This window comes from Kosakonia pseudosacchari (assembly GCF_015167415.1).
In the GTDB taxonomy this organism is placed as follows: Bacteria; Pseudomonadota; Gammaproteobacteria; order Enterobacterales; family Enterobacteriaceae; genus Kosakonia; species Kosakonia pseudosacchari.
In genome coordinates this window covers 742,323-766,029 of the sequence record NZ_CP063425.1, presented here as the reverse complement: position 1 = coordinate 766,029, position 23,707 = coordinate 742,323, and the positions used below count along the sequence as shown (strand labels likewise).

The following is a 23,707-nucleotide window of genomic DNA, read 5'->3' as shown; positions in this document are numbered from 1 at the left end:
AGGTATGAAGAACTGGAAAACGCTGCTTCTCGGTATCGCTATGGTTGCGAATACCAGTTTTGCCGCGCCTCAGGTTGTTGATAAAGTCGCCGCCGTGGTCAATAACGGCGTGGTGCTGGAAAGTGACGTTGATGGTTTGATGCAATCCGTGAAGGCCAACGCAGGCCAGGCGGGGCAGCAGTTACCGGACGACGCAACGCTGCGCCACCAGATCCTTGAACGTCTGATCATGGATCAAATCATTTTGCAGATGGGCACGAAAATGGGCGTCAAAGTGACTGACGAACAGCTCGACGCCGCCATCGCCGACATAGCCAAACAGAACAACATGACGATGGATCAGATGCGTAGCCGTCTGGCCTATGACGGGGTGAATTTCAGCACCTACCGTAATCAGATCCGCAAAGAGATGATCATCTCCGAAGTGCGTAACAGCGAAGTGCGCCGTCGTGTCACGGTGCTGCCACAGGAAGTCGAAGCCCTGGCACAACAGGTAGGCAACCAGAATGATGCCAGCACCGAGCTGAATCTGAGCCACATTCTGATCCCACTGCCGGAAAACCCAACTTCTGATCAAGTGAATGAAGCGGAAAGTCAGGCGCGATCTATTGTGGAACAGGCTCGTAACGGCGGTGATTTTGGCAAACTGGCCATCACTTACTCTGCCGATCAGCAAGCACTGAAAGGCGGTCAGATGGGCTGGGGTCGAATTCAGGAACTGCCAAGCATTTTTGCTCAGGCGCTGAGTACGGCGAAAAAAGGCGATGTCATTGGCCCAATCCGCTCGGGCGTTGGCTTCCATATCCTGAAAGTGAACGATCTGCGCGGTCAGACGCAGAGCATCTCTGTGACAGAAGTTCATGCCCGTCATATTCTGCTGAAACCGTCGCCGATCATGAGCGACGATCAAGCACGTGTGAAACTGGAACAGATCGCAGCCGATATTAAGAGTGGCAAAACTACTTTTGCTAACGCGGCGAAAGAGTTCTCTCAGGATCCGGGTTCTGCAAACCAGGGCGGCGATCTCGGCTGGGCGTCTGCGGATATTTACGATCCGGCCTTCCGCGATGCGCTGATGAAGCTGAAACGCGGCCAGATGAGCGGCCCGGTTCACTCCTCCTTTGGCTGGCACCTGATCGAAATGCTGGATAGCCGTAACGTTGACAAAACCGACGCGGCGCAAAAAGACAGAGCCTATCGCATGCTGATGAACCGTAAGTTCTCTGAAGAGGCGGCAACCTGGATGCAGGAACAGCGTGCCAGCGCCTACGTCAAGATTCTGAGCAACTAATGAAAACACAGCGTGTCGTTATCACTCCCGGCGAACCCGCCGGGATTGGCCCGGATCTGGTAGTGCAACTCGCCCAGCGCGACTGGCCGGTTGAACTGGTTATCTGTGCAGACGCAACGCTGCTGACCGACCGGGCCTCGCGGCTCGGTCTACCGCTTCAGCTGCGCGGTTACGATCCAACAGCCGCAGCAGTACCGCAACGAGCGGGCACATTAACGCTGTTGCCCATCCCTTTGCATGCGCCCGTCACCGCTGGCGTACTTAATACACTTAATGGCGCTTACGTTGTTGATACCCTCGCCCGCGCGTGCGACGGTTGTCTGAATGGCGAATTTGCCGCGCTGATTACCGGTCCGGTGCATAAAGGGGTGATCAACGATTCAGGCACGCCGTTTACCGGTCACACGGAGTTTTTCGAAGAGCGCTCTCACGCCGCCAAAGTGGTGATGATGCTGGCGACCGAAGAGCTACGCGTGGCGCTGGCGACCACACACTTGCCCATCAAAGCGGTGGCTGACGCCATTACGCCTGATTTATTGCGGGAAGTGATCGGCATTCTGCACACGGACCTGCAACAGAAGTTTGGTATCGCCCAACCGCATATTCTGGTCTGCGGCCTGAACCCGCATGCCGGTGAAGGTGGCCACATGGGAACGGAAGAGATTGATACCATCATTCCGGTGCTCAATGAAATGCGCGCGCAGGGTATGAATTTAAGCGGTCCGCTGCCTGCCGACACGCTTTTTCAGCCCAAATACCTTGATAATGCCGACGCCGTACTGGCGATGTACCACGATCAGGGTCTGCCCGTGCTAAAATACCAGGGCTTTGGCCGCGGCGTGAATATTACCCTCGGTTTACCCTTTATTCGTACATCCGTCGACCACGGCACCGCACTTGAACTCGCGGGCAAAGGAACAGCGGATGTCGGCAGTTTTATTACGGCGCTTAATCTCGCCATCAAAATGATTGTTAATACTCAATGAATACTCGCGTCCATCAGGGCCATTTAGCCCGCAAACGCTTCGGGCAAAACTTTCTCCACGACCAGTTCGTGATCGACAGCATCGTCTCGGCCATCAACCCGCAAAAGGGTCAGGCTATGGTCGAAATCGGCCCAGGCCTTGGCGCGCTCACCGAACCGGTGGGCGAACGTCTGGATAAATTAACGGTCATTGAGCTTGACCGCGACCTGGCTGCACGCCTGCAAACACACCCATTCCTTGCACCTAAACTGACTATTTATCAGCAAGATGCAATGACCATGGATTTCGGTGAACTCTCAAAAACGATAGGTCAGCCGCTGCGTGTTTTCGGTAACTTGCCGTATAACATCTCCACGCCGTTGATGTTCCATCTGTTTAGCTATACTGATGCCATTGCCGACATGCACTTTATGCTGCAAAAAGAGGTGGTGAATCGCCTGGTTGCAGGGCCAAACAGTAAGGCGTATGGTCGATTGAGCGTGATGGCGCAGTACTATTGCCAGGTTATTCCGGTGCTGGAAGTACCGCCCACCGCGTTTGCGCCGCCGCCAAAAGTGGATTCTGCTGTGGTTCGTCTGGTGCCGCACACTCAATTACCGCATCCGGTGAAAGAGATCCGCACGCTGAGCCGCATTACCACCGAAGCGTTTAACCAGCGTCGTAAAACCATTCGCAACAGCCTCGGCAACGTCTTTACCGTTGAAGTGCTGGCGTCGTTAGGTATCGATCCGGCGATGCGCGCGGAAAATATTTCTGTTGCGCAATATTGCCAGTTGGCGAACTACCTGACTGAGAATGCGCCGCCGAAGGAGAGTTAACGTATGAGCAATTCGCCCCGAGTTTGTGTTCAGGTACAAAGCATCTACATCGAGTCTCAGTCCGCTCCCGACGATGAACGCTATGTTTTCGCTTACACCATTACCATCCGGAACCTGGGGCGAACCCCTGTCCAGTTGCTCAAGCGCTACTGGCTTATCACCAATGGAAATGGCCGCGCAACGGAAGTTCAGGGCGAAGGTGTGGTTGGTGTACAGCCGCACATTGAGCCAGGCGGCGAATATCAATATACCAGCGGCGCGGTGATTGAAACGCCGCTGGGCACCATGCAAGGCCACTACGAAATGATCGATGCGCAGGGAGAAACCTTCCGCATCGCTATTCCGGTCTTCCGACTCGCCGTTCCAACACTTATCCATTAATACAATGTCTACATACCTTATTGGTGACGTTCATGGTTGCTACGATGAACTCGTCGCGCTGTTAAAACAGGTTGAATTTTCACCTGAGCAGGACACCTTATGGCTGACGGGCGATCTGGTCGCACGCGGCCCTGGCTCGCTTGAGGTATTGCGCTTCGTCAAATCACTTGGTGACAGCGTACGTATCGTGCTGGGTAATCACGATTTGCACCTGCTAGCTGTTTACGCCGGCATCAGCCGCAACAAGCCCAAAGACCGGCTTACCCCACTGCTGGAAGCGCACGACGCCGACGAGCTAATTAACTGGCTGCGCCGCCAGCCACTGCTGCAAATTGACGAAGAGAAAAAACTGGTGATGGCGCACGCCGGGATCACCCCGCAATGGGATATGGAAACGGCTAAACATTGCGCGCGTGATATTGAAGCCGTGTTGTCGAGCGACTCTTATCCGCTTTTTCTCGACGCCATGTACGGCGATCTGCCGAACCACTGGACGCCTGAGCTCAGCGGTCTTGCCCGCCTGCGCTTTATCACCAATGCCTTTACCCGCATGCGCTACTGCTTCCCGAACGGGCAGCTCGATATGTACTGCAAAGACATCCCTGAGAACGCACCCGCGCCGCTAAAACCGTGGTTTTCAATTCCGGGACCGGTAGCGCAAGAGTACAGCATCGCTTTTGGTCACTGGGCATCACTGGAAGGCGCAGGGACGCCTGAAGGCATCTACGCGCTGGATACGGGCTGCTGCTGGGGTGGCGTGCTGACCTGCCTGCGCTGGGAAGATAAACAGTACTTCACGCAAGCGTCGAACCGCCAGATGGATTTGGGCGACGGCGAGGCAATTGCCTCCTGAAATCATTTCCCCGGCCTGGGCCGGGGAAAGAGAAGAACCGTGCAACCACGGCCGTAGCGCAGTGAATTAACGGCGCTCGAGGATCTCGAAACAATAGCTGTGAGAATTCTGCGCGTCCGCATCGTGGAACTCACTGAACACGGAATCCCAGTCATCTGGATCGTAATCCGGGAAATGGGTATCACCTTCCACTTCCGCATCAATGTGCGTCAGATACAAACGCTGCGCTTTCGGCAGAAACTGCTCGTAAACACGACCACCGCCAATCACCATGATCTCTTCAGCGTCACCGCATTGTGCAATCGCTTCATCAACGGATTTCACCCACTGCACGCGGTCGTCAGTACCCTGCTGGCTACTGATCACAATGTTCTTACGCCCCGGCAGCGGACGACCGATGGATTCCCACGTCAGGCGCCCCATGACTACCGGTTTGTTTAAGGTATTGCGTTTAAACCAGGCGAGATCGGCAGGTAAATTCCACGGCATTGCATTCTCCATGCCGATGACGCGATCCACTGCCAACGCCGCAATCAGACTGATCATTTATTCATTCCTGGAAGCCAAAAAATTGTCGCCACTATACGGAAAGCGCAATCTTTCGTCGACGGGGCGCGAGGTAAAGAATAAGAAAATTTTCTATTCTGCTGGCGGCACCGCACCCCGAATCTGCACCGCCAGCTTTCCAGCCGTGTTGAATCAGCACGTTATCCGTAAGCGACGATTTACGCTTGCGGTTTAACTGCCGGCTCGTCTGCGGGATCGCCCGTATGACGCCCCTCTTCCGTACCTTGCCAGCCGTGGCGCTGGGTTAATGACAGATGCGCTCTGTCTTCCGAAATGATCTCCGTCAGCATCGCGCTGGTGCGTTTAAACACCGCCGCGCGCGCCTGCGTATCGTTTTCCACCTGCGCCATCTCTTCCACCATCGCGGTGTTGAAACGACGGAAATGATCGGCGCGTTCACGCGCTTCATACGAACCAAGCCCCAACCCTTCCAGCGCCAGCCTTCCGGTTTTCAACGCCGCTTCGAAGGTTTCACGCTCCGGTTTCTCGACACCCGCCTGGCGCAAGCGAATGTAGTGATCGACATCGCGGGCGCGGGCAATAATGCGCAGATCCGGAAAGTGCTCTTTCGCCAGCTCCGTTAATTGTAGGCTGGCCTGCGGATCGTCGATGGCATTAATTAATACTTCTGCCCGCCCGGCACCGGCGGATTCCAGCAAATCAACGCGTGTCGCATCGCCATAAAACACCTTCATGCCGAATTTACGCAGCGTTTCAATATGATCGGGATCGTGATCCAGAACCACCATCTTCACGCCGCTGGAGAGCAACAAACGCCCGGCGATCTGCCCGAAACGTCCGAACCCGGCAATAATAACCCGCGCTTCTTCCTCGTCGATTTCGTCCGCTTCGCGCTCCTGCTGACTGCCGGATGCTTCAAGACGGGCCAACAGCACCAGTAGCAGCGGCGTTGCAGCCATCGACAACGCGACCGTCAGAGTTAACGCTTTCGCCCATTCGCTATCCAGCACCTGCGCGGTTTGCGCGGTACCAAACACCACAAAGGCGAACTCACTTCCCTGCCCAAGCAGGGCGGCAAACCATAACCGCTGCTTGCCGGGAACGCGTAACGGACGGGCAATCAACCACAGCACCGCGCTTTTGATCACCAAAAAACCGACCAGCAACAGTAAGATGCGCAGTGGATGCGTCACCAGCGTGCCGAAGTCAATCGACATTCCCACGCCGATAAAAAACAGCCCAAGCAGCAAGCCTTTAAAGGGTTCAATATCGCTTTCCAGCGCATGGCGATATTCGGAGCTGGCAAGCAACACACCGGCAAGAAACGCGCCCATTGCCATCGACAGCCCCGCCTCTTCCAGCAATAAGCCGAAACCAAAGACCAGGAACAGTGCCACGGCGCAGAACACTTCCCGTAAACCGGATCGCGCAACGAAGCGCAACGCCGGGCGGGCAACATAGCGCCCGATCAGCACCACCAGCGTCAGAGCGGCAACCACTTTGAGCGCTGAAAGCGCGAAGGCACTGAGCGTCATCGCCCCACCGCTGGCAGCCAGCAAAGGGATCATCGCCACCAACGGGATCGCGGCAATATCCTGGAACAACAGCACGGAAAAGGCGCTGCGCCCCATTTGCGATACGGTAAGGTTGCGCTCATTCATCGCCTGCATGGCAATTGCTGTTGATGACAACGCCAGCGTCAGACCAATTAATACCGCAACCGGCCACGGGAGTCCGAGAAGCGCACAAAACCCGCCGAGCAATAACCCACAACTGGCCATTTGCAACGCGCCGCCGCCAAACACCGAGGCACGCAGTTTCCATAAACGCTGCGGATCGAGTTCAAGGCCAATCACGAACAGCATCAGTACGACGCCGATTTCCGCAAAATGGAGAATTGATTCCGCGTCAGTTACCAGCCGCAATCCCCACGGGCCAATAATGCCCCCGGCAATCAGATAACCAAGCACTGACCCCAGCCCCAGGCGCATGGCGATCGGCACGATCAGCGCCGCCGACCCGAGATAGATCAGCGCCTGAATTAACGAATGGCTATCCATGCTGCACCTCCTGCCACTCCAGTAAACGTTGTTTGTAATGGCGCGCCTGCGCCTGCAACGTCTCATCGTCGCAGATAAACGTACAGTGCACGGCAAAAGGCGGCAGCCAGTTCATCCCGCAATAAAGCGCTGTCGCCTGCAGCGGCTGGGAAAGCACATCAAAACCAGGGTGCGAGCCGATATCAAAATGGTGGTCATCCCCACCCGTTGTCACCGCCCACAGCACATTTTTGCCGTGAAGCGCGGTTCCACCGTGACCATACGCCCAGCCGTGCGCCAGCACTTTATCCAGCCAGAGTTTGAATAATGGCGGCACGCTGTACCACTGCATCGGGTGTTGCCAGATAACCAAATCGGCACGGGAAATCGCCTCCTGCTCGGCGGCGACGTCAATATTGAAGTCAGGATAGAGTTCGTAAAGAGAACGTATTTCAACGTTTTCCAGCGTCCCTGCCTGCTCAATCATGCGCTTATTCGCATGAGAATGCTGCGGATAAGGATGGGCATAAATTATGAGGATCATTGATTAACCTGTTTTCACTACACGCTTTTTCTTGAAAGTGTAGTCAGTTAATCGTCTGGCTAAAAGCGGCAATCTGTGCGGGAATAGCGGAAAGGCATGCGGCAGCCGGAGCCACCGCAAGTGAGGAAGGGATTAGTTATCCAGTTCGCTCATGTTTTTCACCTGATCGCGGTTAATCTGCTCGGTTTTTCCGGTTTCGGCATTTTTATAAGAAACCAGCCCGGTGTCATCATCAACCTGCGGTTTGCCGTCGGTCACAATGGTGCGGCCATCAGTCGTGCGTACTGCCTGGTTGGAGGAGCACCCGGCAACGGTAAACAGTGCTGCTGCAGTAAAAATCGAGGTCATCAGAAGTTTAGTTCGCATGGTTATCTCCCTGCTTTCCAGTGAATTTCATTCGTCTGTTAAGCCATTTTAGGTTAACTCACTGAACGATGGGGAAAATGCAGAACACTCTGAAGGGGGAAGTAAAGAACCCTCTCTCCACAAGGGAGAGAGGGGAGCGGATTATTTGCTAATCTGCGCGTGCATTTCCTGTACGGAAATCACTTTTTCTGTGGCATCGGCATTCAGCGCCATCGCGGTAGCAAAGCCGCCGTTCAGCGTGGTGTCGTAGTGCACTTTATACTGCAGCGCGCTGCGGCGAATCAGCTTGGAATCCTCAATCGCCTGGCGCCCCGCCGTGGTGTTGATGATGTAGGTATATTCGCCATTCTTAATACGATCCTGAATGTGCGGTCGACCTTCATGCACCTTATTCACCAGACGCGGGTTAATGCCCGCTTCACCCAGTACAATCGCCGTTCCGTGGGTCGCATCCAGCTCAAAGCCCTGTTTCAGCAGCTTCGCGGCGAGATCCACCACGCGCTCTTTATCCCCCTCGCGTACCGACAGCAGCGCGCGCCCCTGTTTCTTCATGGTCGAGTTACTGCCCAGTTGCGCTTTGGCGAAGGCTTCGGCGAACGTACGTCCCACACCCATCACCTCACCGGTAGAGCGCATTTCTGGCCCTAACAGCGGGTCAACGCCAGGGAATTTGTTAAACGGCAGCACCACTTCTTTCACCGAGTAGTACGGCGGGATAATCTCTTTGGTGTGACCTTGCTGAGCCAGCGTTTTGCCGGTCATCACGCGCGCCGCCACTTTCGCCAGCGGTACGCCGGTGGCTTTGGAGACGAACGGAACAGTACGTGCGGCACGCGGGTTCACTTCAATCAGGTAAACCTCGTTATCTTTCACCGCAAACTGCACGTTCATCAGGCCGCGAACCTGCAATTCAAACGCCAGTTTCTGCACTTGCTGGCGCATCACATCCTGAATTTCCTGGCTCAGGGTGTAAGCGGGCAGCGAACAAGCGGAGTCGCCGGAGTGTACGCCCGCTTGTTCGATATGCTCCATAATGCCGCCAATCAGCACAGTTTCGCCGTCGCAAATCGCATCAACATCCACTTCCACCGCGTCGTCGAGGAATTTATCCAGCAGTACCGGCGCGTCGTTGGAAACGCTAACCGCGGTCATAAAGTAGCGACGCAGATCCACTTCGTCGTAGACGATTTCCATCGCGCGACCACCGAGGACATAAGAAGGACGCACCACCAGCGGGTAAGTAATCTCTTTCGCTTTCTCAACTGCCTGCTCCAGCGCCGTAACTGTGGCGTTAGCAGGCTGTTTCAGTTTCAGGCGTTCAACCGCATGCTGGAAGCGCTCGCGGTCTTCCGCACGGTCGATAGCGTCCGGGCTGGTGCCAATCACCGGTACCCCGGCGGCTTCCAGCGCACGCGCCAGTTTCAGCGGTGTCTGCCCACCGTACTGCACGATAACGCCTTTCGGTTTTTCGATACGCACAATTTCCAGCACATCTTCGAAAGTAACCGGTTCGAAGTAGAGACGGTCAGACGTGTCGTAATCGGTCGAGACAGTTTCCGGGTTACAGTTGACCATGATGGTCTCGTAACCATCTTCGCGCAGCGCCAATGATGCGTGTACGCAGCAGTAGTCAAACTCAATGCCCTGGCCGATACGGTTTGGCCCGCCGCCGAGCACCATAATTTTTTCGCGATCCGGGTTCGGGTTAGCTTCGCACTCTTCTTCATAGGTGGAGTACATGTAAGCGGTATCGGTCGCGAACTCCGCCGCACAGGTATCCACACGCTTGTAAACCGGGTGCAGGTTGTACTGGTCGCGCAGTTTGCGGATTTCCGCTTCGCGCACACCGACCAGGGTTGCCAGACGGGCATCGGCAAAGCCTTTACGCTTCAGGGTACGCAGGAAGTCAGCGTCGAGGCCGTTAATGCCCACGCTTGCCACCTGCTCTTCCAGGCGCACCAGCTCTTCGATTTGCACCAGGAACCAGCGGTCGATGTTGGTCAGGTTGAACACGCCATCAACAGATAAGCCCGCACGGAACGCATCGGCGATGTACCAGATACGCTCAGCGCCCGCGTCTTTCAGTTCGCGGCGGATTTTCGTCAGGGCTTCCGGGTCGTCAAGGCTCACTTTCGGGTCGAAACCGGTCGCGCCCACTTCCAGGCCGCGCAGCGCTTTCTGCATTGATTCCTGCTGGGTACGGCCAATTGCCATCACTTCACCAACAGATTTCATCTGCGTGGTCAGACGGTCATTCGCGCCCACAAATTTCTCGAAGTTGAAGCGAGGAATTTTGGTCACAACATAGTCGATAGATGGTTCGAACGAGGCCGGAGTACGCCCGCCGGTGATGTCGTTCATCAGCTCATCCAGCGTGTAGCCCACCGCCAGTTTCGCCGCGACTTTAGCAATCGGGAAACCCGTCGCCTTCGACGCCAGCGCCGAAGAACGCGATACGCGCGGGTTCATTTCGATAACAATCAGGCGACCATTTTTCGGGTTCACCGCGAACTGCACGTTAGACCCGCCGGTTTCAACGCCGATTTCACGCAGTACCGCCATCGAGGCGTTACGCATGATTTGATACTCTTTGTCGGTCAGCGTTTGCGCAGGGGCGACGGTGATGGAATCACCGGTGTGGATGCCCATGGCGTCGAAGTTTTCAATCGAGCAGACAATGATGCAGTTGTCGTTCTTATCGCGCACCACTTCCATCTCATACTCTTTCCAGCCAATCAGTGACTCATCAATCAACAGCTCATTGGTCGGCGAGAGATCCAGCCCGCGGGCGCAGATCTCTTCAAACTCTTCGCGGTTATAGGCGATACCGCCGCCGGTGCCGCCCATGGTAAAGGAGGGGCGAATAATGCACGGATAACCGACATCAGCCGCGACAGCCAGCGCTTCATCCATGGTATGCGCGATACCGGAACGCGCCGTATCAAGGCCGATTTTTTTCATCGCAATGTCGAAGCGACGGCGGTCTTCCGCTTTATCAATCGCATCGGCAGTCGCGCCAATCATGGTGACGCCAAACTCTTCCAGTACGCCCTGGCGTTCCAGTTCCAGCGCGCAGTTCAGCGCGGTCTGGCCGCCCATGGTCGGCAGCACCGCGTCCGGGCGCTCTTTTTCAATAATTTTGCGTACTACTTCCCAGTGGATCGGCTCGATATAGGTCGCATCAGCCATCTCCGGGTCGGTCATAATGGTCGCCGGGTTGGAGTTGACCAGAATGACGCGGTAACCCTCTTCACGCAGCGCTTTACACGCTTGTGCGCCAGAGTAGTCAAATTCACATGCCTGGCCGATAACAATCGGGCCAGCGCCAAGGATCAGGATGCTTTTTAGGTCTGTACGTTTTGGCATTGCTCTTTTCTCCTGATTATTTGGCGGTATGACGATACTGCTCGATTAACTCAATAAAGTGGTCAAACAGCGGCGCGGCGTCGTGCGGGCCTGGACTTGCTTCCGGGTGCCCCTGGAAACTAAACGCCGGTTTATCGGTGCGGTGAATGCCTTGCAACGTGCCATCGAACAGCGATTTGTGCGTTACGCGCAGGTTTGCAGGCATTGACGCTTCATCAACCGCGAAACCGTGGTTCTGCGCAGTGATCATCACGGTATTGTTATCGATATCTTTTACCGGATGGTTACCGCCGTGGTGGCCAAACTTCATTTTCACCGTCTTCGCACCGCTCGCCAGTGCCAGCAACTGATGACCCAGACAGATACCGAACACCGGAATATCCGTTTCAAGGAAGGTTTTAATCGCCTCGATGGCGTAATCGCACGGTGCCGGGTCGCCAGGACCGTTAGACAGGAAGATGCCGTCCGGATTGAGTTTCAGCACATCCGCCGCCGGGGTTTTCGCCGGAACGACCGTCAGGCGGCAGCCTCTGTCTACCAGCATGCGCAGGATGTTGCGTTTTGCACCGTAGTCGTATGCGACAACGTGGTACGGCAACTCACTCTCGCTCTTCGCCGGCGGCAGGTCATCCGCCAGTGTCCAGCTGCCTTGCGTCCAGCTGTAGGTTTCCGCCGTTGTGACTTCTTTCGCCAGATCCATACCGTTCAGGCCCGGGAAGGCTTTCGCTTTTTCCAGCGCCAGCGCGGCATCAACGTTATCACCCGCGATGATGCAGCCGTTCTGCGCGCCCTTTTCACGCAGCAGACGCGTCAACTTACGGGTATCAATATCCGCAATCGCCACAATGTTATGGCGCTTAAGATAAGAAGAGAGATCTTCGGTACTGCGGAAGTTGCTGGCAATCAGCGGCAGGTCACGAATGACCAGACCTTGCGCATGTACCTGGGAGGATTCTTCATCAGCGGAGTTAGTGCCGACATTGCCGATATGAGGATAAGTAAGAGTAACAATTTGGCGGGAATAGGAAGGATCAGTGAGGATTTCTTGATAACCGGTCATTGAAGTATTGAAAACGACTTCCCCAACCGCCGTGCCCGTTGCCCCTATGGCCCGACCGTGAAACTGGGTTCCGTCTTCCAGAACCAATAGCGCTGACTTAATCAAAACACCCTCCAGAGAATATTCACTCACTTTATTTGCATATTAATTCATATTGAGAGCCTGAATCAATGCAAATTTGCTTGCCGTGGATTTTTGGCAAACGGCGGCATTCTGGAGAGATGTCGGTTAAAAGTCAACTTTTCTCCGGTATTTTTCTTATTCTTTTACGCCACTGCCCCTTTTTACTGGATTTAATCGATAAAAAGATCAGATAAACTCAGCGGGAAAACGCTTGCGCGCTGAGAAAATTGCATTTTCTAACAGCGGACATCAAAAAAGTAGACCAGATGGTCAAAATTTACAATTGAGAAACTTAAAACAGGTAGATAAACAGAGATTATGGCAGGTTTGTATAAAATGAAGGATGAAAAAGGAAAAATAAAAGGGCAATAACATATTGCCCTTTGCAATCAACTGATTATGACTGCAACAACCACATCACGATGGGTAATAAACCTTATAAATTGTTGAGATCAAGCACATCCCGCATATCAAAAAGGCCATTATTCTTTCCTTTCAGCCACAAAGCGGAGCGAACCGCACCATTGGCAAACGTCATGCGACTGGAGGCTTTATGTGTGATTTCAACACGTTCGCCAATATCGGCGAACATCGCGGTATGTTCGCCGACGATGTCGCCTGCACGTACCGTGGCAAAGCCAATCGTGCCGGGAACACGCTCGCCGGTATGCCCTTCGCGCGCATAAACCGCGCACGTTTTTAAATCTTTATTCAGTGCCCCGGCAATCGCCTCACCCATCGCCAGCGCCGTACCCGACGGGGCATCGACTTTGTAGCGATGGTGCGCTTCGATAATTTCGATATCGGTGTAATTCCCCATGACTTTCGCCGCTTTCTCCAGCAGTTTGAGCATGACATTGACGCCAACGCTAAAGTTGGCAGCAAAAACAATGGCGATATCGTGTGCCGCTTCGGTAATGGCCTGCTTGCCCGCGTCATCAAAACCGGTGGTGCCAATTACCATTCCTTTATGGTGCTGGCGGCAGAAAGCCAGATGTGCCAGCGTGCCTTCCGGGCGGGTGAAATCGATAAAGACATCGAAATCCTCTTTCACCGCCTCAAGACTGCTCTGCACGGTCACACCGGTTTTCGCCGCGCCAGCCAGTTCACCGGCGTCGCTTCCCAGCAGAGAAGAACCTTCGCGTTCCAGCGCCGCGCCAAGTTCAACGCCGTCCATTGCCAGTGTTGCCTGAATCAGCTGGCGGCCCATACGCCCGCCAGCACCCGCGATGGCTACGCGGATTGGTGCATCATGCATAGTTGTGCTCTTTTGTTAAAAAAATGCGTAAGAATCGTTTCCAGATTAACCAGCCCGTGTCGGGGCCACCAGCCGAAAACACCGATAATAAGAAATTAATGATATACAGCCGGAAATATCAGTAAAAGGCATGATACGACGAAGCGCGCGTTCAGAAAGGCTCATTGCACCGTGTAATACACAATAAGCTGACCTTTTTTGATTTTAATATTACTGATAACCACTTGACCAAGCGCCGCCAGCGAGGGGACATGGGTTCCGCCGCAGCCATAGGCGGGAAGATCGCCAAAACGCACGGTGCGACGTCCCGCGTCGAAGGTAACAATGCGAGGCAATGCAGCCGCCTGCCAGTGCGCGATGTGCTCGCTGAGCGCATCAATATCAGGCACGCTGGCACTGTCGGTTGCGTTAAATGTAATCCGCCCTTCTCCCGGCCAGTGGTGCGCTTTAATCGGTTGCCAGCCATGCAACTCTCCCGCATAACCAACCAAATGCCCGGCGGAGTGTAACTGGGTGTGTAGCGCCCTGGAAACCGCATCTACCTGTAAAGTGACCTCCTCGCGGGGCAAGGGTTGGGCCAGGAGATGAATAATCTCGTCATCTTGCTGAAGGACACTTTCAACCACGACGCCATTGATCCAGCCTGTATCCGCGGGCTGCCCACCGCCCTGTGGGTGAAAAAGGGTCTGATCCAGCACCACCGCATAACGGCCATCATCCTGCAGGCTAGTGCGTATTAACCGGGCGGTGCATTCCAGCGCATCGTGGGTGTAATAAAGACGTTCTGTCATCGGCTGTTCTCCTCTAAAGAAGAAGAGTATATTTCATACTCCCAAAGCGATAATCCTGTATGTATTCATTGCACCTTTGCCTGGTATGCACAAATGAATCTTTCTCTGCTTCCCGACCTTGCTACCTTCGTGTTGATCGTAGAACAAGGCAGTTTTTCCGCCGCTGCGCGGGTTTCCGGTGCCACACCTTCCGCTATCAGCCGCAGCGTATCGCGTCTTGAGCGCGAGTTAGGCAGCAAACTGTTGCACCGAACGACACGTAAACTGGCGCTTAGCGAGACGGGGAAAAGTGTCTATGAACATGCGCTGGACATGCTTGACGCCGCTCGCCAGGCAATAGATTCCAGTAGCAGCGCACAACAAATCGCACAAGGTAAGCTGACTATCAGCGTGCCCAAAGCGGTGGGCAGTTTTGTTATCCATCCGCTGATCCCCGAATTTCTACAGCGCTACCCGCAAGTGGATATCTGTTTACGCCTCGAAGATCGCTACATTGATTTGATTGACGGCGGTGTTGATTTGGCGTTACGCATAACCCACTCTCCCTCTCCAGGCCTGTATGGCAGAGCATTAATGCCGGTAACGCATGTCATTTGCGCGACCCCTGAATACCTGCGCCGCAACGGTACGCCATTACAACCACTGGCGCTGCGCGAACATAGCTGTATTAGCCTTGGCGAAACGCCAGCGGATGCGCGCTGGAAATTCCGTCGCGCCGGGAAAACAGAAACTATCACCACACAAGGGCGCTATGCGGCTAACCATACCGGTGTCCGCCTGGATGCCGTAAAACGACATTTGGGGATTGGCAGCCTTCCGCTCTTTACCGCGCAACACGCGCTGAGCCGTGGCGAGATTGTGCAAGTTTTACCCGAGTGGGAATTCATCAGCAGCTATAGCGGTGAACTGTGGTTGCTGTGGATGCGTAACCAGCATATGCCCGCCAGAATGCGGGCAATGATCGATTACCTGACAGAGAAAATGGCCGCTCAGGGAGCCAGCGCCAGCACTTCAGCCACCCAGTGACGGAAGCCGTCGACATCGATATCCAGCGCAACTTGCGCATTGGGCGGCAATCCCAGTTTGCCTTCAATATCCACTACCGTGGTTCCGGCGGTGTATTGCCCCTGCGTTTCCACCGCAACAAAGCAGGATTTCAGCGTAAACAGTTCCGGACGTGCCAGCCAGGCGATAGCGCAAAGGTCATGCATCCGCAGCCCGGTCGCCATGCTGCCGCTACGGTAATGGCTAAACAGGGCATGCAACATTTTGCCGGTGTTGTTGAGCGCTGGCAGCGCCGCCAGATATTCCGGTGTCAACGTCGCACGATTAGTCACGTCCAGCCCGCACATCACGATCTCCAGCCCGCTAGTAAACACGCGCGCAGCGGCTTCGGGATCGATAGCAATATTAAATTCGGCATTGGGCGTAAAATTGCCGCGCCCGGCAGAACCGCCCATCATCACCAGGCGGCGAATATTGAACTGGCACTCCGGGTAGTGTGTTAACAATAGCGCAATGTCGGTTAACGGGCCGATAGTGACCAGCGTCACCGGTTCCGGAGAAGCCAGTAGTACGTCACGCATGGCCTGAAAAGCAGGAATAGCCAATGGCTGACGCTGATGTTCAATAAAATCGTAGCCATCCATACCGGACTCGCCATGTACGTCAGCGGCGCTATATAGCGGGCGCAACAGTGGTGTAGCCGCCCCCTGCGCCAGCGGGATATCCGCATGCCAGAAATTAAGCAGTTGCAGCGCATTGCGGGTAGTTTTTTCCAGCGAAACATTACCTGCAACGGTGGTGATAAGTTTGAGATCGCACTGTGGCGCGAACAGCGCGGCGGCAAGGGCAACGGCATCATCGATACCGGGATCGGTGTCGAGAATCATGGGTAAACGCATAACGCCTCCACAAAAATTATCCATAAAAAATGCCAGACTCAGTCTGGCATCTTCGCATAAAGCTTCGCGTAAAACGTTATTCGACTTCGCGAACATCCACCCGCAGCTCTTTTGGCACTTCGAAGACAATATTCTCTTCGCGCCCTTCCAGCGGGATCGCTTCGCCGCCGCCCAATTCCTGCAAGCGGACGATAACATTTTGCACCAGGATATCCGGCGCGGAAGCCCCGGCGGTGACGCCCACGCAATTAATGCCTTCTACCCATGCCTCCTGAATATCAGAAGCGTCGTCGATGAGATACGCCGCTTTCCCCATCCGCTGTGCCAGCTCGGCCAGGCGGTTAGAGTTAGAGGAGTTTTTCGAACCGACCACCAGCACCACTTCCGCCTGTTCCGCCAGCGCGCGCACCGCTTCCTGACGGTTGGTGGTGGCGTAGCAAATATCGTCTTTGCGCGGGCCGACAATCTGCGGGAAACGCGCACGCAACGCGTCAATCACATCTGACGTATCGTCGACGGAGAGCGTGGTTTGCGTCATAAACGACAGTTTGCCCGCGTCTTTGATATTCAGTGTGTCGACATCTTCCGGCGATTCAACCAGGTACATGCCCCCTTTCGGGTTACTGTACTGGCCCATGGTGCCTTCCACTTCCGGATGCCCGGCGTGACCTATCAGGATCGCTTCTTCACCGCGACGACTGGCACGCGCCACTTCCATATGCACTTTGGTAACCAGCGGACAGGTGGCGTCAAAAACGGTCAAATCGCGGCTTTTCGCTTCGTTACGCACCGCCTGAGAGACACCGTGCGCGGAGAAAATCAGGATCGCGCCATCCGGCACTTCGCTGATTTGCTCAATAAAGATTGCGCCCCGTTCGCGCAGGCTATCGACAACATAGCGGTTATGCACCACTTCATGGCGCACATAAATCGGCGCGCCGTAGAGAGCCAGCGCGTTTTCAACAATGCTGATAGCGCGGTCAACGCCGGCGCAAAAACCGCGCGGGTTAGCCAACAGGATCTGCATTTGTTTCCTCCAGTGCCGGATCAACTTCCAGCACGTCGATATCAAAATGAACGGTTCTGCCCGCCAGCGGATGGTTAAAATCAACGGTAATCGAATCGCCGTTGACTTCACGGATCACGCCCGGCATTTCGCTGCCGTCCATTGCGGTAAAGAGCATAATCGCACCGACTTCCGGCTCACCAGCATCCATAAATTCACGGCGCGAGAAGTACTGAATCAGATCCGGGCTCGGCGTGCCGAATGCGGCGTCTGGCTCCAGAGAAAAGACTTTTTTCTCCCCGGCTTTCAGGCCAAGCAGATGTTGTTCCAGTCCTTCGGAGAGTGAACCGTCGCCAAGACGAAACAGCGCCGGTTTGCCATTGTTGCGGGTTGACTCGGCAAGAGAGCCATCTTCGAGCTTAAGCGTGAAGTGCACCAGCACCGCGCTATCGCTCTGTACGGATTTAGACATGCAGGTTGCTCTTTATGTTTTAGTGTTGTATTGCCCGGCTGCCAGTGGCTAACCGGGCCTACAAAGCGGTTTGCTTATGCTTGTTTCTTCGCGGCCGTTGAGGGCAGGAAACCTTCCAGCACAATCAGCGCCGCGCCAATACAGATTGCGGTATCGGCAAGGTTAAAGGTAGCAAAATGCCAGTCGCCCATATAAAAATCGATCATATCGACGACAAAGCCATGCCACAGGCGATCAAACAAATTACCCAGCGCGCCGCCAATGATCAGCGCATAGGCGATATTGTTCAGTTTTTGCGAGGCCTTAGCGCGATACATCAGCACCGCCAGCACCACGCAGATACCGATAGCGATACCCGCGAAGAACCAGCGCTGCCAGCCGCCGCTGTCCGCCAGAAAACTGAATGCCGCGCCATAGTTACGCGCGTAGTGCAAATTAAGCGACGGGAACAGCGATACCGTATCCCCCAGAGCAAAGTTCTGGAGGATCAGGTATTTGCTGCCCAGATCGATAATCAGCACGACCACCACCAGCCACAGCCAGCGCAGCCCTGTTGAAGAGATCGATTTACTCATCAGGCAAACTTACGTTTTTCGCCGTCACCGGCGACGTTGCTTACACAGCGTCCGCAAATATCTGCGTGTTCCGCCACCTGACCGACATCGGTGGTGTAATGCCAGCAGCGCGGGCATTTCTCACCTTCGGCTTTGCTCAATGCGACTTTCAGCCCTTTGAGCAGCTCGCTCTGCTGTGCATCCGCAGAAGCGCTGGCATAATCCGCAACTTTCGCGCCAGAGGTCAACAGGACAAATCGCAATTCCTCACCCAGCGCAGTCAGCTTCGCTGCCAGTTCCGGCTCGGCAAAGAGCGTCACCGCCGCTTCCAACGAACCACCGACTTTTTTGTCGGCGCGTGCCTGCTCAATAACTTTGTTCACTTCGCCACGTACTTTCAGCAGCTCGTCCCAGAAGGCATCGTTCATCGCTTCGCTGTCAGCCAGGCCGAACAGACCTTCATACCATTCACCGGTAAACACATATTTCTCGCGGGAACCGGGCAGATAACCCCAGATCTCATCGGCGGTGAAGGACATGATCGGTGCCATCCAGCGCACCAGCGCTTCACAGATGTGATACAGCGCGGTCTGGCAGCTACGACGTGCCACACTGTCCGCTTTCGCGGTGTACTGACGGTCTTTGATGATATCGAGATAGAACGAACCCATTTCGATAGAGCAGAAGCGCATCAGGCGCTGCACTACTTCATGGAAGTCATAGGATTCGTAGGCTTTAACGATGTCTTCCTGTGCCGCTTTCGCGCAACCCACCGCCCAGCGATCCAGCACCACCATCTCTTCCGGTTTCACCATATCTTTTGCCGGATCGAAACCGTTCAGGTTCGCCAGCAGGAAGCGAGCGGTGTTACGGATACGGCGATAGCTGTCGGCAGCACGTTTGAGGATCTCGTCGGAAACCGCCATCTCACCGGTGTAGTCGGTAGATGCGACCCACAGACGCAGAATATCCGCGCCGAGTTTGTTCATCACGTCCTGCGGTGAAACGGTGTTGCCGATGGATTTGGACATTTTGCGTCCCTGACCATCAACGGTGAAGCCGTGCGTTAACACCTGGCGGTACGGCGCTTTGCCTTTCATCGCCGTGGAGATCATCAGCGAGGACATAAACCAGCCGCGATGCTGATCTGAACCTTCCAGATACATATCGGCTGCATGACCGGCGAATTCCGGGCGCACATCAACAACAGAGGCGTGGGTTGAACCGGAGTCAAACCAGACGTCCAGCGTATCCGGCACTTTGACATAGTTATCGGCATCGTCGCCCATGATGTCGCGCGGGTCGAGATCCCACCATGCCTGAATACCGTCAACTTCAACACGTTTGGCAACGGCTTCAATCAATTCCAGCGTGCGCGGATGCAGCTCTTCGGTGTCTTTATGTACGAACAGCGACATCGGCACACCCCAGGTGCGCTGACGAGAAATACACCAGTCCGGGCGGTTAGCAACCATCGATTCGATACGCGCCTGGCCCCAGTCCGGGATCCACTGCACGCCTTTAATTTCACTCAGCGACTGCGCGCGCAGCCCTTTCTGATCCATGCTAACGAACCACTGCGGCGTCGCGCGGAAGATGATCGGCGACTTGTGACGCCAGCAGCACGGGTAGCTATGCTGCATTTTTTCCACGTGCAGCAGCGCACCTTTTTCTGTCAACAGCGCCACGATCAGATCGTTCGCTTTAAAGACGTTGACGCCATCCAGCGTCGGATAAGTTCCTGGCAGATAGGTACCATCCGGGCCAACCGGGTTGGCGATTTCCAGGCCGTATTTCAGGCTAATGGTGTAGTCATCCGGGCCGTGGCCGCCTGCGGTATGCACCGCGCCGGTACCGGCTTCCAGCGTAACGTGATCGCCGAGGATCGCCGGAACGTCGAAGTCGAGGAACGGGTGTTTAAAGCGCGTCAGCTCCAGCTCGGAACCTTTTACCGTACCCAGCACCGAATAATCAGCAACGCCGATACGTTTCATCACGCTATCGACCAGATCTTTCGCCACGATCAGCGCCTGCCCGTCAATCTGCACCAGAGCATACTCAAATTCCGGAGAAAGAGAAATTGCGCGGTTCGCAGGCAGCGTCCATGGCGTGGTGGTCCAGATAACCAGCGAAATTGGGCCATTAACGTTAGACGCACCAAATTTAGCTTTCACTGCGTTCTGGTCGACCGCGTGGAACGCAACATCAATAGACGGAGACGTTTTGTCGTAGTACTCCACTTCCGCTTCTGCCAGTGCAGAGCGGCAGTCGACGCACCAGTGCACCGGTTTGGCACCTTTCAGCAGATGGCCATTGCCGATGATTTTACCGAGCGCGCGAATGATATTGGCTTCGGTTTTGAAATCCATGGTCAGGTAAGGGTGCGACCAGTCGCCTAATACGCCGAGGCGGATAAAGTCTTTACGCTGGCCATCAACCTGTGTGGCGGCGTACTCACGGCATTTAGCGCGGAATTCGGCGGCGGTAAACTTCTCCCCCGGTTTGCCATATTCCTGCTCCACTTTCAGCTCGATCGGTAGACCGTGGCAATCCCATCCCGGAACATAAGGCGAGTCAAATCCTGCGAGTCCTTTGGACTTCACAATAATGTCTTTGAGAATTTTGTTAACCGAGTGACCAATATGAATGCTGCCATTCGCATATGGAGGGCCATCATGCAGAATGAAGGTTTTTTTGCCTTTTTTCGCCGCACGGATGATGCCGTACAGGTCATCATCAGTCCAACGCGCCAGCATTCCCGGTTCGCGCTTGGCGAGATCGCCACGCATCGGGAACCCTGTTTCCGGCAAATTCAGGGTAGATTTATAGTCACTCATCAGATTCTCGGTTCCGTATTTCGGTTTGATTAATACCACCAGGCCTTAAGAAGCCGGTTTAGATAGCCCAAAAAAGTCGCGGGCCGCTACCTCATCTCGGGCGATTTGCGCTTTCAGTTCGTCAAGCGAGGCAAATCGCTGTTCATTACGTAATTTTTTACGCAGTACTACATCTATATGGCGCCCGTAGAGATCCATTACAACGTCAAGCAAATGCACTTCCAGTTGCTGGCGCACACCCGCGACTGTTGGGCGAGTACCAATATTGGCAACGCCGGGAAGGACAGTATCGCCCAGTCCAGCCACTTCGACCGCATACACCCCTTTGACCGGGGAAACCTGACGGCGCAGCGGTAAATTCGCCGTCGGGAAACCAATGGTGCGCCCCAGTTCATCGCCGTGCACAACGCGCCCGGAAATGGTAAAGGGGTGGCCCAGTAAATTTGCAGCCAGTTCCAGGTTATCTTCCGCCAGCGCTTGCCGCACTGCCGTGCTGCTCACACGTACGCCGCCCTGGCAGAAGGTTTGCGTACTGGTGACGCTGAAACCGTACTTTTCACCGGCCTTCTGTAATAACAAGAAATCCCCCTGGCGACCAGCGCCAAAACGGAAATCGTCGCCGACGGCGAGGAATTTCACACCAAGTCGTTCAACCAGCAAATCGCTGACAAACGTTTGTGCGGTGAGCGCCGCAAAACGGCGATCGAAGCGCACGCAGAGCACGTAGTCCACGCCGCAATCGGCCAGCAAGCGCAGCTTTTCACGCAAGCGGGTCAATCGCGCAGGGGCTTTTTCCCCGGCGAACAACTCCAGCGGCTGCGGCTCAAAAATCATCACGACCACCGGCAGGCCACGGGCGCGCCCTTCGGCGCCAAGCCCTTGCAATAGCGCCTGATGGCCACGATGCACACCATCGAAATTACCAATAGTCAGCACACACCCATGCGGTGCCTGGCTGAGATTATGTATGCCGCGTATCAGCTTCATGTCTGGCTCAAAACAGTGAAAATCGTCGGATTATACCTTGTACAGCGGGCGACGTTAACCGACGATTGCCTTAACAACGCAGAAAGGGGAAGGATTTCATCGGGCTGTCTACCTGTGCCATGAAAATCTGCCTTAGATAACGATTTTTCTGGCGGAAAAGCTGTATTCGCGACACGCAAGCTGTTAGAATCCTGCGCCATCAATACGTAACGAGCGTTGTACTTTAACGGCGCTTATTTGCACAAATCCATTGACAAAAGAAGGCGAAAAGGGCATATTCCCCGGCCTTTGAATTGTCCATATAGATCATATTTGGGAGTTGGACCTTGGCTAATATCAAATCAGCTAAGAAGCGCGCCGTTCAGTCTGAAAAGGCTCGCAAGCACAACGCTAGCCGCCGTTCAATGATGCGTACTTTCATCAAGAAAGTATACGCAGCAATTGAAGCTGGCGACAAAGCCGCTGCGCAGAACGCATTTAACGAAATGCAACCGATCGTGGATCGTCAGGCCGCTAAAGGTCTGATCCACAAAAACAAAGCAGCGCGCCATAAGGCTAACCTGACCGCGCAGATCAACAAACTGGCTTAATCGCTACGTTGTTGGCTTTGTGAAAAAACCCGCTTCGGCGGGTTTTTTTATTTCTGCGCGGGTGTAAAAAGCGCGGCGTAATCCCGATTACAGATACGCTGTACCGCCGGATGCTGGATCATCCGTTCTGCGAAAATGGCGTGGTATTCCTCCATCACGTTTTCCACCCGACCGATTTCTATCATGCGATCGTCAGCATAGAAGTCATCCGCATATAACGTCGGTGCAACAAAAATGGCGTTATGCGCCGCGCCAAAGGCTTTCATCAGCGCCGCATCATCAAACTCACCCAATATTTCCACCTGCAATCCCTGCGCGTTAAACCAGTTCAGTAGCTTACGACCAAGCATTGAACGACGGCCGGGTATCAACAGGCGTCTTTCCTCCAGGCAAGCCGGAAACGGTTTTTTGAGCGATGAATCGCTGCACCAGAAACTGACGCTGCACTCGCCAATTTTTACCGAGAACAGCCCTTCCTGCTGCGTGGAATCGATAGGGCAGTCGGAGATAATCATATCAAGCTGATGCTGGCTCAACTGTTCCAGTAGCAGCTCATGGGTGGATTCAAAGCAGCGCAAGTGAATCTGCTCTCCCTCCTGCACAACCGCATCGAGAATACCGCTTACCAGTTTTTTCGAGAGCGCATCGGCGATGCCAACATCAAACAGCAGGTTCGACTCTTTGCGGTAGTTAATGATGTCGAGCATCTCCTGGCTCAGAGTAAACATTTTGTCGGCGTAGCGGAAAACCAGCGCGCCCAGCTCGGTAGGTTCCAGCCCTCTTCCTTTACGCTTGAAAAGCTTGCCCTGTAAGCGATCTTCAAGCGCTTTGATCTGCCCGGTGATGGTTTGCGGCGTCAGAAAGAGCGCCTCCGCCGCGCCAACGACGGAGCCTTCCCGATAGACATGCCAGAAATAATAAAGATGGTTGTAATTGATGTACGACATCGTCCT

22 protein-coding genes are annotated in these 23,707 nt (G+C 54.6%); 7 read left to right on the top strand and 15 right to left on the bottom strand.

What is annotated here, in order from left to right; translation table 11 throughout:
* Nucleotides 1–4: 4 nt before the first annotated feature.
* Genes surA through apaH form a run of 5 tightly spaced genes read left to right on the top strand, consistent with a single transcriptional unit; the run spans nucleotide 5 to nucleotide 4,329 of the window.
* Nucleotides 5–1,291, top strand: coding sequence for a peptidylprolyl isomerase SurA (gene surA, locus IP581_RS03565; RefSeq protein ID WP_020456514.1), 1,287 nt, complete (start codon nucleotides 5–7; stop codon nucleotides 1,289–1,291).
* A complete protein-coding gene (gene pdxA, locus IP581_RS03560) occupies nucleotides 1,291–2,277 on the top strand; it encodes a 4-hydroxythreonine-4-phosphate dehydrogenase PdxA (protein WP_193821777.1) in 987 nt (328 codons plus the stop codon). The genes surA and pdxA overlap by 1 nt, the downstream gene beginning before the upstream one ends.
* Nucleotides 2,274–3,095, top strand: a complete 822-nt coding sequence (gene rsmA / locus IP581_RS03555) for a 16S rRNA (adenine(1518)-N(6)/adenine(1519)-N(6))-dimethyltransferase RsmA (RefSeq protein WP_193821776.1) — start codon at nucleotides 2,274–2,276, stop codon at nucleotides 3,093–3,095. The genes pdxA and rsmA overlap by 4 nt, the downstream gene beginning before the upstream one ends.
* Before the next feature lie 3 nt (nucleotides 3,096–3,098).
* The gene (gene apaG / locus IP581_RS03550; protein WP_086870470.1) at nucleotides 3,099–3,476 is read left to right on the top strand and encodes a Co2+/Mg2+ efflux protein ApaG; all 378 of its coding nucleotides are present in this window, start codon (nucleotides 3,099–3,101) and stop codon (nucleotides 3,474–3,476) included.
* A gap of 4 nt (nucleotides 3,477–3,480) precedes the next feature.
* Nucleotides 3,481–4,329: a bis(5'-nucleosyl)-tetraphosphatase (symmetrical) ApaH gene (gene apaH / locus IP581_RS03545; protein ID WP_193821775.1), complete on the top strand. Its 849-nt coding sequence runs from the start codon at nucleotides 3,481–3,483 to the stop codon at nucleotides 4,327–4,329.
* A 66-nt stretch (nucleotides 4,330–4,395) separates the two neighbouring features.
* Here apaH and folA read toward each other — a convergent pair whose 3' ends face one another.
* From folA to IP581_RS03505, 8 genes are all read right to left on the bottom strand, one after another.
* Entirely contained in the window at nucleotides 4,396–4,875 is a 480-nt protein-coding gene (folA, locus tag IP581_RS03540; RefSeq protein ID WP_193821774.1) for a type 3 dihydrofolate reductase, read from the bottom strand.
* Nucleotides 4,876–5,054: 179 nt separating this feature from the next.
* A complete protein-coding gene (kefC, locus tag IP581_RS03535) occupies nucleotides 5,055–6,917 on the bottom strand; it encodes a glutathione-regulated potassium-efflux system protein KefC (protein ID WP_193821773.1) in 1,863 nt (620 codons plus the stop codon).
* Nucleotides 6,910–7,440 (bottom strand): glutathione-regulated potassium-efflux system oxidoreductase KefF, encoded by a 531-nt coding sequence (gene kefF, locus IP581_RS03530; protein ID WP_086870462.1) that lies wholly within the window; start codon nucleotides 7,438–7,440, stop codon nucleotides 6,910–6,912. The genes kefC and kefF overlap by 8 nt, the downstream gene beginning before the upstream one ends.
* A gap of 132 nt (nucleotides 7,441–7,572) precedes the next feature.
* The gene (locus IP581_RS03525; protein ID WP_086870460.1) at nucleotides 7,573–7,806 is read right to left on the bottom strand and encodes a YgdI/YgdR family lipoprotein; all 234 of its coding nucleotides are present in this window, start codon (nucleotides 7,804–7,806) and stop codon (nucleotides 7,573–7,575) included.
* A gap of 141 nt (nucleotides 7,807–7,947) precedes the next feature.
* The gene (gene carB / locus IP581_RS03520; RefSeq protein ID WP_086870458.1) at nucleotides 7,948–11,172 is read right to left on the bottom strand and encodes a carbamoyl-phosphate synthase large subunit; all 3,225 of its coding nucleotides are present in this window, start codon (nucleotides 11,170–11,172) and stop codon (nucleotides 7,948–7,950) included.
* A 16-nt stretch (nucleotides 11,173–11,188) separates the two neighbouring features.
* Nucleotides 11,189–12,337: a glutamine-hydrolyzing carbamoyl-phosphate synthase small subunit gene (gene carA, locus IP581_RS03515; protein WP_097401249.1), complete on the bottom strand. Its 1,149-nt coding sequence runs from the start codon at nucleotides 12,335–12,337 to the stop codon at nucleotides 11,189–11,191.
* A 454-nt stretch (nucleotides 12,338–12,791) separates the two neighbouring features.
* Nucleotides 12,792–13,613 (bottom strand): 4-hydroxy-tetrahydrodipicolinate reductase, encoded by an 822-nt coding sequence (dapB, locus tag IP581_RS03510; RefSeq protein WP_193821772.1) that lies wholly within the window; start codon nucleotides 13,611–13,613, stop codon nucleotides 12,792–12,794.
* Nucleotides 13,614–13,774: 161 nt separating this feature from the next.
* Entirely contained in the window at nucleotides 13,775–14,404 is a 630-nt protein-coding gene (locus IP581_RS03505) for an alanyl-tRNA editing protein (RefSeq protein WP_193821771.1), read from the bottom strand.
* A 93-nt stretch (nucleotides 14,405–14,497) separates the two neighbouring features.
* Here IP581_RS03505 and IP581_RS03500 point away from each other — a divergent pair, with 93 nt between their 5' ends.
* Nucleotides 14,498–15,430 carry a LysR family transcriptional regulator gene (locus IP581_RS03500; protein WP_097401243.1) on the top strand — a complete coding sequence of 311 codons (933 nt, stop codon included), beginning with the start codon at nucleotides 14,498–14,500 and terminating at the stop codon, nucleotides 15,428–15,430.
* Here the strand turns inward: IP581_RS03500 and rihC are convergent.
* From rihC to ribF, 6 genes are all read right to left on the bottom strand, one after another.
* Nucleotides 15,394–16,308: a ribonucleoside hydrolase RihC gene (rihC, locus tag IP581_RS03495; protein WP_193821770.1), complete on the bottom strand. Its 915-nt coding sequence runs from the start codon at nucleotides 16,306–16,308 to the stop codon at nucleotides 15,394–15,396. The genes IP581_RS03500 and rihC overlap by 37 nt on opposite strands.
* Nucleotides 16,309–16,384: 76 nt before the next feature.
* A complete protein-coding gene (ispH, locus tag IP581_RS03490) occupies nucleotides 16,385–17,335 on the bottom strand; it encodes a 4-hydroxy-3-methylbut-2-enyl diphosphate reductase (protein WP_097401241.1) in 951 nt (316 codons plus the stop codon).
* On the bottom strand, nucleotides 17,316–17,786 hold the full coding sequence (gene fkpB / locus IP581_RS03485; protein WP_020456500.1) for an FKBP-type peptidyl-prolyl cis-trans isomerase: 471 nt from the start codon (nucleotides 17,784–17,786) through the stop codon (nucleotides 17,316–17,318). The genes ispH and fkpB overlap by 20 nt, the downstream gene beginning before the upstream one ends.
* 74 nt (nucleotides 17,787–17,860) lie before the next feature.
* Nucleotides 17,861–18,361, bottom strand: coding sequence for a signal peptidase II (lspA, locus tag IP581_RS03480; RefSeq protein WP_086870449.1), 501 nt, complete (start codon nucleotides 18,359–18,361; stop codon nucleotides 17,861–17,863).
* Nucleotides 18,361–21,177, bottom strand: coding sequence for an isoleucine--tRNA ligase (gene ileS / locus IP581_RS03475; RefSeq protein ID WP_193821769.1), 2,817 nt, complete (start codon nucleotides 21,175–21,177; stop codon nucleotides 18,361–18,363). Before ileS ends, lspA begins: the two co-directional genes overlap by 1 nt.
* A 45-nt stretch (nucleotides 21,178–21,222) precedes the next feature.
* On the bottom strand, nucleotides 21,223–22,164 hold the full coding sequence (ribF, locus tag IP581_RS03470; RefSeq protein WP_193821768.1) for a bifunctional riboflavin kinase/FAD synthetase: 942 nt from the start codon (nucleotides 22,162–22,164) through the stop codon (nucleotides 21,223–21,225).
* A 326-nt stretch (nucleotides 22,165–22,490) separates the two neighbouring features.
* On the opposite strand from ribF, the gene rpsT reads away from it, so the two are divergent.
* Complete coding sequence (rpsT, locus tag IP581_RS03465) at nucleotides 22,491–22,754, top strand: 30S ribosomal protein S20 (RefSeq protein ID WP_003856458.1); 264 nt, start codon at nucleotides 22,491–22,493, stop codon at nucleotides 22,752–22,754.
* A gap of 47 nt (nucleotides 22,755–22,801) precedes the next feature.
* Here the strand turns inward: rpsT and nhaR are convergent, their stop codons facing one another.
* On the bottom strand, nucleotides 22,802–23,701 hold the full coding sequence (gene nhaR / locus IP581_RS03460; protein ID WP_193821767.1) for a transcriptional activator NhaR: 900 nt from the start codon (nucleotides 23,699–23,701) through the stop codon (nucleotides 22,802–22,804).
* Nucleotides 23,702–23,707: the final 6 nt, after the last annotated feature.